Annotated in this window: 5 protein-coding genes; 3 read left to right on the top strand and 2 right to left on the bottom strand. The window is 40.1% G+C overall.

The genetic code is table 11. From position 1 onward, the window contains the following. Positions 1-84: 84 nt before the first annotated feature. Positions 85-3,099 carry a TonB-dependent receptor gene (locus WSC_RS0114110; RefSeq protein WP_016956589.1) on the bottom strand — a complete coding sequence of 1,005 codons (3,015 nt, stop codon included), beginning with the start codon at positions 3,097-3,099 and terminating at the stop codon, positions 85-87. A gap of 239 nt (positions 3,100-3,338) precedes the next feature. Next, positions 3,339-4,220 carry a type 2 periplasmic-binding domain-containing protein gene (locus WSC_RS0114115; protein ID WP_016956590.1) on the bottom strand — a complete coding sequence of 294 codons (882 nt, stop codon included), beginning with the start codon at positions 4,218-4,220 and terminating at the stop codon, positions 3,339-3,341. A 202-nt stretch (positions 4,221-4,422) separates the two neighbouring features. Between WSC_RS0114115 and WSC_RS0114120 the strand changes: the two genes are divergently transcribed. The 3 genes from WSC_RS0114120 (at position 4,423) to WSC_RS0114130 (ending at position 10,069) form a co-directional block, all read left to right on the top strand. Next, positions 4,423-5,892, top strand: coding sequence for a BNR-4 repeat-containing protein (locus WSC_RS0114120; RefSeq protein WP_016956591.1), 1,470 nt, complete (start codon positions 4,423-4,425; stop codon positions 5,890-5,892). A gap of 21 nt (positions 5,893-5,913) precedes the next feature. Further along, positions 5,914-6,618 (top strand): 3-keto-disaccharide hydrolase, encoded by a 705-nt coding sequence (locus WSC_RS0114125; protein WP_016956592.1) that lies wholly within the window; start codon positions 5,914-5,916, stop codon positions 6,616-6,618. A 268-nt stretch (positions 6,619-6,886) separates the two neighbouring features. After that, on the top strand, positions 6,887-10,069 hold the full coding sequence (locus WSC_RS0114130) for a TonB-dependent receptor (protein ID WP_016956593.1): 3,183 nt from the start codon (positions 6,887-6,889) through the stop codon (positions 10,067-10,069). Positions 10,070-10,162 lie beyond the last annotated feature (93 nt).

Raw genomic sequence — 10,162 nt, forward strand, 5'->3', positions numbered from 1 at the left:
ATCACATACAAACAAAAGAATTGTATAAAAAAACTCCAGCGGCTAGGCTGGAGTTTGATGCAAGCTAAACAAACTAGGTTTTGTTTAGAACTTTGCAGTTATACCTGCTGTCATTCGACGATCTGCGATATCTTGCTCACAAAGTAATGCGCCCTCGTTAAAGCACCACTTGGTTCGGTCTTCACGAAGTAAGTTAACCCCTTCAATACCCACAGAGATAGAATCGGTTAAGTCATAATTTACGCTCATATTCAACTGGCCTCGAGCACCTATCACAGGCGGTAAATTAAAGCGCATAACATTTTCTTCTTTGGTAAAGGCACTACGCCACGTATAACGTAAACGAACATTTAAATCATGTTTGTCATAGAACAAGGTGAAGTTGTAAGCATCTTCAGATAAGTTATCTAAAGTAATTCGTTGGGTAACAACGTCATCAGCCAGCGTCGGTGTACTGTTATCAGTATCAGTGCGTCCCAATATTTCATTAATAGGACCGGTAGCGCTGCGAAACTCTGTCAAACCACCGCTAGCCTCTTGACGAGTGTAGTTGGCAATCACACCAAAACCAGAAGCCCAACCCAACTGATCTTCGAAATCAGAAAGATCATATTGTGCGGCAATTTCTACACCTTTCTGAGTTTCAGAACCACTCGCGTTAATGTCAGTGCGGCGCGCAACACAAATACCGAAGGTATCAGTGCGACTAGAAAAGACGTTGTAGTTCTCAGGTGGTACATTCGGGTTAAAAATACCACCATCTTCACATGGAGCGGTTACATCACGTTCAATTTGACCTGTTGAGCCAATCGGCTCAGCCGGTTGCTCTTGTACCGGGGTGATTAAATTTGTTCTATCTTTTTGGAAAAAGCCAATACTAACTAATGCAGCATCAGAGAAGTAGTATTCAAAAGAAAGATCATAAGATTTAACTTCTTCAGGTTCGAGCGCCGGATTTCCCACTGTAACAACAGACGAAGGACTATTACCAAAGGTGGCTGAAGGAGACAATGCGTTGAAGTCAGGTCGACGTATATCCTTGCCCGCGCCAATTCTCATAAATAGACCGTCACCAAACTCAGCAGATAAATTGAATCTTGGAAGCACAAAGTCGTACGAAGCAGACTCATTCACTGTTTCAACTTGACCATTAATTTCAGAAACACCTTCTGAGGTTAAATCTGTGCTAACATAACGAACACCCAAATTACCTTTTACTAAGACGTTACCCAGTTCAGCTTCGTAATCCCCCTGCACATAAAAAGCAGTCGTTTCTTCTTCAATATCAAAGTACGCAGATGTACTCACATTTGGACTACCGAGCTGCTCATTGTTTGCATCTGAATTAGCGTTGTTGGTAGCAATCGCTTGATTTAAAGTGTCAATTACGCGGCTAGGATCACCAAAAGCAATGTCATTGTCTATCATCAAATAGTCAGCAACAAATAGCGTACGATCATCAGCGCTGTTGAAGTTATTCGGGCCTGCAACCACGATATCACTGAATAAGTTTGCTCTAGGTCTATCCCAATTACCAAAGCTCGAACTAATATTGCTATTATTACGAGCTGAAGTCGCTTTGTTCCATCTAACACCTGCATTAAAATCAACAAATATCGGATTTAAATCACTAACATCGTATTTAACATCTACTCTAAATGCCGTTTCATCACCTTTATTGGTATTTAGGATCTGACTAACACCACGCAAAGCATAGTTAGCAGGGTTCAAAAGGTCAGCCCGATCTGGTGTTTCATCTAACCCTGGCGCAATACCAAATTCGAAAGTATTGCCTTTGATATTAAATATCGCAGGTGTTCCGTTATCATTACTCAATCCAGGACCTGGTTGCTGTGCATTCGGATTAATAAAATCTAAGGTTGAATTTAACCCTGGTAGTTTAGTGTCTGAATCCGCATATGAAACCTCAGCATTCAACTTCAATCGCTCAGTTGTCCACTCTGAGCCAAAGCCAAAAACTCTGCTCTTTGTTAAGCGAGAGCCAGTGTTTCCATCAATCCGTAAATTTGGATCCTCGTTCGGATTCCCACCAATGCCAATCACACCACTTTTAACGACACGAATTTCGCCAAGATCAAGATTTCCGTACATACCATCAACCGAACCCAATTTAACAGTTTCAAATTCGGTATTATTGGTATTATCGATAACAGGGTTTGCACCTGTACCAGAGAAATATGCTCTCGAACCTTTACCTGCTTCTTCCTGATCATTAATGGTAGCATCAAAATAGAACTTTAAGTCTTGCGTTGGTGCAAACTCAATAGAAGTTGTAAAGTTTTTAGTCTCGTAGTCAGAAGCTCGAATAGGTTGATCTAAAAATTGGGTACGCATAAAAGCAAAATCTTCGGCACTAGCTCGGCCTGAATCTGGCATAACAACTCTGTCACGGTCAAACCTTGGGTTGACAGAAGCAACGTCTTGCTCAGCATAACTAGCAGTCACGACAACACCGAATTTACCTAAATCTGTATCCCAGTTGTCCCCGTATGAACCAGAAATTCTAGGAGTAACTGAGTCGGCAACATCACTGTGCTCACCTTGAACTCTAAATTGCAACAAACGCTCTTTTAAAGAATTTGCACGAATTGTTTTTAAGTTAACAGTACCACCGACAGAACCTTCTATAGTTTTAGCTGTCGGTGCTTTTGTTACTTCCACCGCTGCGATAATTGCCGCTGGTAAGTCTTCGAAACTAATACCAGTACGATCACTGCCTGAACCGACAGTGCCGATTCCGTTTATCTCGACACGATTTGCATCTGTACCACGAATTTGCACTCGAGTTCCAACACCAGCAGTTCGGTCAATCTGAACACCTGTAATGTTCTCCAACACTTCAGCTAAATTGTTATCTGGCAACTTACCAATATCTTCAGCTTTAATAATTTCGGTAAGATTAGTCGTATCGCGTTTTTGGTTGAGTGCACTTGCAAGTGCACTACGAATACCTTTAATTTCAATTGTTTCTGTTACTTCCTCAGCACCTTCTTGTGCAACCGCTAAACCAGTATACCCATTTAATGCTGCAGTAATTGCTATTGCTACACCTGTTTTCTTGTTAAAAATGTTCTTCATTATGTTGTTCCTTTGTTATGCCCATGTCTTTAATTTGATCCAGCCTGTTCATCTAACCACAAACTTAATCAACTTCAAACATTACATTACAAAAAATAGACATAAAAGTTCAAATACGCAACAAACATTATTATTATTTACAACAATTTTTCTTACATTTTTAGAAAACATTTTAAATCAGTAAGTTAAGGCACATTTTCCTTACTCGCGGCAACATACCTCACAAACATAATTTAACTTTAGTACAAAGTAGTTGGGCGAGAATCTGAGTATTGATAATGTACCCAAAGCTCAGGGCGGTCTAACGGCACACTTACTGGTAATAAAGGATTAGCTAAACGCACAATTTTTCTATTCCCTGTTAAAAACTTTTGTAAAAGATGATTGTGGTGTTTTGAAAAAATTTGTTCAAACTGACCACTGCTAATAATTTTTTCAAACCCTATGTTTAAAACCTTAGCCAGATCCTTGTTAGTTTTGTCCACATAGAAGTAAAAACACACAGGGTAAGTGATGAGTATGTGAGGGTCTACTGCAATAGCAAGCTTATATTCCTTTTTAAAAGTTTCAGCTTCGCGTGCCGCTTCTAAAATCGACATTGGGAAATAATCAAAGCGCTGTTTGTGTAACATCCGAAACAAACCAACGAAATGAGCCCCCTTTACAGGCTCAATGCCATTGTGTTCGAAGATTTTGTTGTCTGTCCACGTATGGAACATGCCAGGCTTGAACGCCCGCAATTGTTCTAAATTCGAGATATTCTGAAAGCGATTAATGTTATTCTCATGAACAAGGGCGACACGCCAACCACTTAGACCTTTCATTATTGGGATTTGAATCGCGTGATATGAATCAAGACGCTCTTGTGTTGCGTAGCCTATCATTATGTCTAAATCAGTACGAGTGACCAGCAGCTCAAAAGCACGTTGATGCGGAATACTCAAAGGATAACTTCTAGCAGTAAACTGACCTGGTTTTGCACTGTCTAATATAGCTTGCAACAACTCTGTATGGTACGAATCTCGATACTCTCCCAATCCACGATAAACCACCTCTTGAGCATTGCATACCTGTAGCACTGTTAGCAACGCCAAAATACAGCATTTCACCCATGTATACATACTCAATCGTGCCTCTAACTACCCTAAGGATTTATTAGACAAATTATAGTGTACAAACTCAAATTTTACTAACAAGTGATCTGACCACTTAAATTTAGCAACATTAAAATAAAATATTTATTGCAAGCCACCCATAACATCAACATTACATGTTATATTTGAACGATAATGATTCATTTTGACTAAAAAGGTTAAATAAATAATGAAAAAGCTGCTAACTCGCTTGTCAGTAGTATCTGCATTAACTACCAGTTTGCTACTAATTGGGTGTAGTTCAACTAAAACTGACGCTACCACAGTGGCAAATAATGTGTCCAAAGTAGATTTTTTTGCCGACAATGCATTAGGTAATTCGCTCGCAATTGTACAACACCCCGCTGGCATTCATTTAAATGGTATTACTTATGTGTCTTATCAAGGACCTTTGGAAGACCCTTATGTTGCAACTTACAACCACAAAACTGGAGAATGGAAAGGGCCATTTAAAGCAGGTGTAAGTGAACTAGGTAAAGATCCAGAACAACCTAAACTAATTGATAATCACGGTAAACCGACCATGATTATTGATGATTTAGGCTATATCCATGTGTTTTTTGGTGGGCATGGCGGTGACAAGCGCCATGGGAAAAACCCACTAGGTAATATTCACTACGGGGGTAATAAACATACTGTGAGTAAACGCCCTTACGACATCACTGAATGGGAAGAACTCGACAATATCACGCCATTTGGCACTTACAACCAAGCGGTGAAAATGGACAACGGAGACATTTACCTTTTTTATCGCCATGGCGCACACCGCAGTGACTGGGTTTACCAAAAATCGACAGATCATGGTAGAACTTTTGGCCCAGCCGTATCTTTTTTAAAACATAAAAAACGTGACGACATTGAAGCAGACGATAGTTGGTACGCTTGGGTTAGCAAAGGCCAAGGTGATGACATTATCATATCTTACGACTATCACGTGTGTTGGAATTACAATGCAAACGGCAACCGAGGCCATACAACCGAGCGACATGGTCTTTATTATATGGGGTTCAACACCAAAACAGGTGAATGGAAAAACGTACAAGGTCAGCCATTAACGCTACCAGTTACAAAAGAAGCAGCAGATCAACAAACCCTAGCGGCTCGTACAGGTGGTGTCGGCTATTGGACATTTAACGGTTCAGCTCATTTAGATGCCAATGGTTACCCGCACATTGGTATTAATATAGGAAAAGATTTGGGCGCGAAAACGGGTGGACCAAAGCAGAGCAGTTATTATAAGTGGACAGGTGAACAATGGGTGGGAGGCAACCCTGTTTATACCCAAGCACGCATAGACAACACTGATACCCGCGGTGACTTTATTATTAAATCGGCCGATGAAGTTAGGTTTATTTTAGGGTATCAAGATCAAACAGATGGTGTAATAGGCTATTTTGACAGTACAGATGGCGGTGCAACCTTCACCAAAGGCAAAGAATTATTACGCCGACCCAATGCAGGTTGGGCGTTAACTGCACTCATTGAAAATGCTCACCCAGAAGCACGTATGATTGTGGCTGAAAAAGTAAAAGGCACAAACTGGAACAAAATTTATTTAGTTGGTGATAACGGGCCTATTAAGCGTCCAAGCAACCAAGTAAATTTGTTGACCGAAGAACACAAAATTCGAATTAAATAAAACAATGAGGGGGACAAACACATGCTAAAAACAATTATCGCAATTGCCGCTGCTGCCCTGTTGCTAGGCTGCTGCCCGAATACACATAGCAGCAAAGACACTACAGTACTCAGCTCCAGCTTAACGCATTGGAATAATGTATATGCTGATGGTGAGTTCGAACTGGTTAATGGCGAAATGCACCTTATCTCGCACGGCAACTGGTTTTTATTGTCGAAACAACAATACAGCAACTTTATATTTGAAGCTGAAGTATTGATGCCTGATGTCGAAGAATACTCTAATTCTGGCTTTATATTTAGAGCACAAACCCGCCCACATAAAAGCGGAAAAGGCTTAGAAGCTTATGGTTATCAAGCCGAGGTAGATCCAAGCCCGCGCAAATGGAGTGGCGGTTTATACGACCAAGGGCGTCGCAAATGGCTTAATCCTTTACATGAGACTCGTTCACATCCTGACGCAGATTTTGCAGAGAATAAATCACCAGAATGGAACGAAAACAAGCGTGAAGCCTATAGACACCTTGAATGGAACAAATATCGTATTGAAGCAATACACAACGAAATAAAAATATTCGTCAACGGCGTTTTAACTACCCACGTAATAGATTTAAAAGACTCGCAAGGTTATGTTGGTATTCAGCATCATGGCAGCAAAAGCTACACAGGAAGTGGTAAACGAACCAATGTTATTAAATTTCGTAATATCCAGATCACCCCTGTTTAATTTGTAACAAATTGGCTGTTTAGCTAGTAAAAAACCGACTTAACAGCCAATCAAACAAGCAACAAAAACAACCACAAACACTCACAAAAGCACCACAAAACAATCTTACAATTATTAAAAAGTGGTTTCTTATACTTTTTTATTTCTAAAAAGCGATCGAAAATGATTGCCAAAACTCTTTTTTGACCTAAAATCGCGATCGAAAACAAACAAACATTTTGCCAACAAAGTGTTAACAACCACCCCTCTTTATTTCGAGGTAATGAAAATGATAAAAAAAGTAAACTTGTGCACATTCAAACTGAATCAAATTGCTGTTGCGTTCGGTACAGTTGGGTTGTTGTCCTTTAGTAGTTTGGCGTTAGCGCAAACTGCACAAGAAGAAGATACTGAGGTAATCGCAGTAACTGGCGTTCGCAGCTCATTGGAAGCGGCGCTAAATACCAAACGTGAAGCAGTTTCAATTGTTGATGCTATTTCAGCGTCTGACATCGACGCATTACCAGCATTAGATTTAGGTGAAGCTCTACAGGCACTACCAGGTGTGCAATTAAACTCTGGTGACGAAGGCCGCCAATCAACCATCAGTTTACGTGGTTTAGGTAGTGGTTTTGTTAAAACAACTGCTTTTGGTCAATCGTTTGCAGTACCTTCAGCTGCAGGCGGCCCAGACAAAGTGGGTACAGCAAATCCATTTTCTTCATTTGAAGCAGGTGTGTTTGACGGTGTAACAGTTGTTAAATCACCAACCGCTGACCTGCAAGAAGGTGGTATGGCAGGTATCGTAGATAAAAAACTACAACGTGCGTTAGCAAAGAAAGATGGCACTGCAGGCTTTAGTGTCGGCGCTATTTACGAAGAATTAGCAGATGCAGTTGCGCCTGAATTCAAAATATATGGTGTAAAACACCTAATTGAAGACAAACTCGCAGTTGCCTTTAAATTGAGTGCTTCAGAGCAAGAATTTAGACGTGATACTTTTGACGTTATTGATTATGTTTCTGTTGAAGACCAAATAATTAAAGTTAAAGGTGTTGATACATTATTCACTCGCGCCACCAACTTAGCAGAATACAAAACTAAATGGGCAGACGTTTTAGGTGAAAACTCGGAAATTCGCGTACCATATAGAGGCCGTAACGTTACTCAATACAGTGACGGTAATCGTATTTCTTTTTCCGGTAACATCGAGCTAAAAGCGACAGATAACTTAAAAGTTGGCGCACATATTCTAGCGTCGCAACGCAAACTAGATAACGGTACTAAAGAAACCACTAACTATGAGCTTGGTATACATAGAACAAACGCAGCAACCAGCGATTTTATAGACAGCCAAGTAACGTTAGATTTAGACACAGCGCCATTTGCATATACTTGTGTAACAGAAGACTGCGCTGGCGGACAAGCATTTGCTGTATCTAATATTGATTTTAAAAATGGTAAATACCAAATTGAAAACCGTAAAACTACCTTTGTTGAAAAAACTTCAGGGGTTATTTTGTATGCCGATTACACCAACGACAACTGGGTGTTCGATGGTAAATTATCTCACTCAGAAGCCTCTAACCAATTTGAAAATATTGGTCTTAACTTCGTTCATACAGGCAGTAACAATGTTAAGCTCGCACAATCAGGCTTTAACGGCACGATAAATACAGGCAATGGTGACCTATCGTCAATTAAAGTATCTGGTGGTTTAGATGTACCTTATGTCTACGACAACCTCGAATGGTCTGTACCAACAGCAAGTAGCACTAATGTTACGTCACGAGACACATTAAACCAAGGGCGTACGTTACAAGCCAACATTAATGGTCGTGTTCGTGATTTAGATAGCAAATATACCGCTGTTGAAGCAAATGCTAAACGTTTTATAGAGTTAAGTTTAGGTGACGTATTACGTTTTGATGCAATTAAATTAGGCGGACGTTTTTCGCAAGAAACCATTAGTAACCTAGACCAACTGCAAGGTTTTGGTGGTATTGATACAGCGAACATTGGCAGTGCTTACTTATCAACTGAAAACGTATTGTCGGCGCAACAAGCACCATTTTTTAATGGCAAAATTCCTGGCACTTTTGACCATACCAACGGTTGGGTAACCATTAATAACGAACAAGCTATTGAAATTTTACAAACAAATATAGTAACAGATAGAAATGACCTTGTTTTACCAAACGGTGTCACAACTATTGACCCTAATTTACAAAGAAATCGTTCAGGTTTCTGGGATCGAATCAATAATACTGGCTTTGCCACTCAAGCAAACCAAAATTTCGATGTTGAGCAAGAAGTTACAGCCTTTTACCTAACAACTGATTTTTCGGGTGAGTTACCACTAAGTATTGCATACACAGGTAACTTAGGTGTACGTTATGTTGAAACAGCGAATCAATTTGATGCCTTTAACATAGTGCAAAACTTTGAAAAAGACGAAAATGGACAGCCAGTTTTAGATGCAAATGGCAATACAATAGCTACTTATGCAGTTGAGCCTTTTATCATTAAAGACGACTACAACAATACTTTACCTATGGCGAATATATCGTTTGAATTGTCTGATGATGTTATATTACGCGCTGCCTATTATGAAAGCATGGTTAGACCAAACTTAGTTGCACAATTACCTAGTCCAAAAGTGGGTCAATTTAGAGACAGAGTAGACATTGACTTACCTTCAGCGACCGTTAGACCTTATGAAGCGGACAATTATGACTTGTCTTTAGAATGGTATAACCGTGAAGGTAGTGCGATATCAGTTGGTTTCTTCCAAAAGAACATTACTAACTTGTTTGCTAATGACGAGGAGGTTTATTGCCCGGTAGAAAATCCAGACCCTATCATCACCCAAGCTGCAGGTGAAATAAGATTCGACCAAGCGTCTGCAACATGTCAACAAGTAGCGGTTACCCAAATCATAGACCCTGTATCTGGTGAAGTTTCTGAATCACTCAATCGAGAAGTTGTTATAGACAGACTTGTAAATACCGACGGTGAGCTAAAAGTTGAAGGTTTCGAATTGTCCATTCAACAAAAACTCGACTTTTTACCTTACCCTTGGAACGGTTTTGGTGGTGTATTTAACTTCACTAAACTTAGACAAAGTGGTGATGAAAACGAACTTCCGCGCGTTTCACCAAAATCATATAACTTGATTGGTTATTGGGAAAATGACGGTGTAAGTTTACGTTTAGCTTATAACTGGCGTGACGAGCAATCTCTTGCTGGCGCGAACTCTTTCTTGGGCACTGGCACAAGAACACGTGCAGAAAGAGGTCGTTTAGACTTTTCAGGTTCATACAAAGTGAGCAAAAAATTCACTGTTAACTTACAAGCATTTAACTTAACCGATGAAGTTGGTACCGACTACTACGGATATGACGAGCGCGCGATACACAGTTTACAGTACGAAGGCCGCGTATTAAAAGCAGGCTTTAGTTTGAAATTCTAATGTCTAACAAAGCTGTAAATTAAGCAAAAGCCCAACTAGATGAAGTGACCCCATAAAGTTGGACTCATTTCTAAGCGGCAACCAAGGCCTGAT

This window comes from Catenovulum agarivorans YM01 (assembly GCF_000281085.1).
Lineage (GTDB): Bacteria > Pseudomonadota > Gammaproteobacteria > Enterobacterales > Alteromonadaceae > Catenovulum > Catenovulum agarivorans.

Coding starts and splice junctions, on each gene's coding strand:
- WSC_RS0114110 (WP_016956589.1), bottom strand. CDS start 3,099: ATGAAGAACATTTTTAACAAGAAAACAGGTGTAGCAATAGCAATTACT.
- WSC_RS0114115 (WP_016956590.1), bottom strand. CDS start 4,220: ATGTATACATGGGTGAAATGCTGTATTTTGGCGTTGCTAACAGTGCTA.
- WSC_RS0114120 (WP_016956591.1), top strand. CDS start 4,423: ATGAAAAAGCTGCTAACTCGCTTGTCAGTAGTATCTGCATTAACTACC.
- WSC_RS0114125 (WP_016956592.1), top strand. CDS start 5,914: ATGCTAAAAACAATTATCGCAATTGCCGCTGCTGCCCTGTTGCTAGGC.
- WSC_RS0114130 (WP_016956593.1), top strand. CDS start 6,887: ATGATAAAAAAAGTAAACTTGTGCACATTCAAACTGAATCAAATTGCT.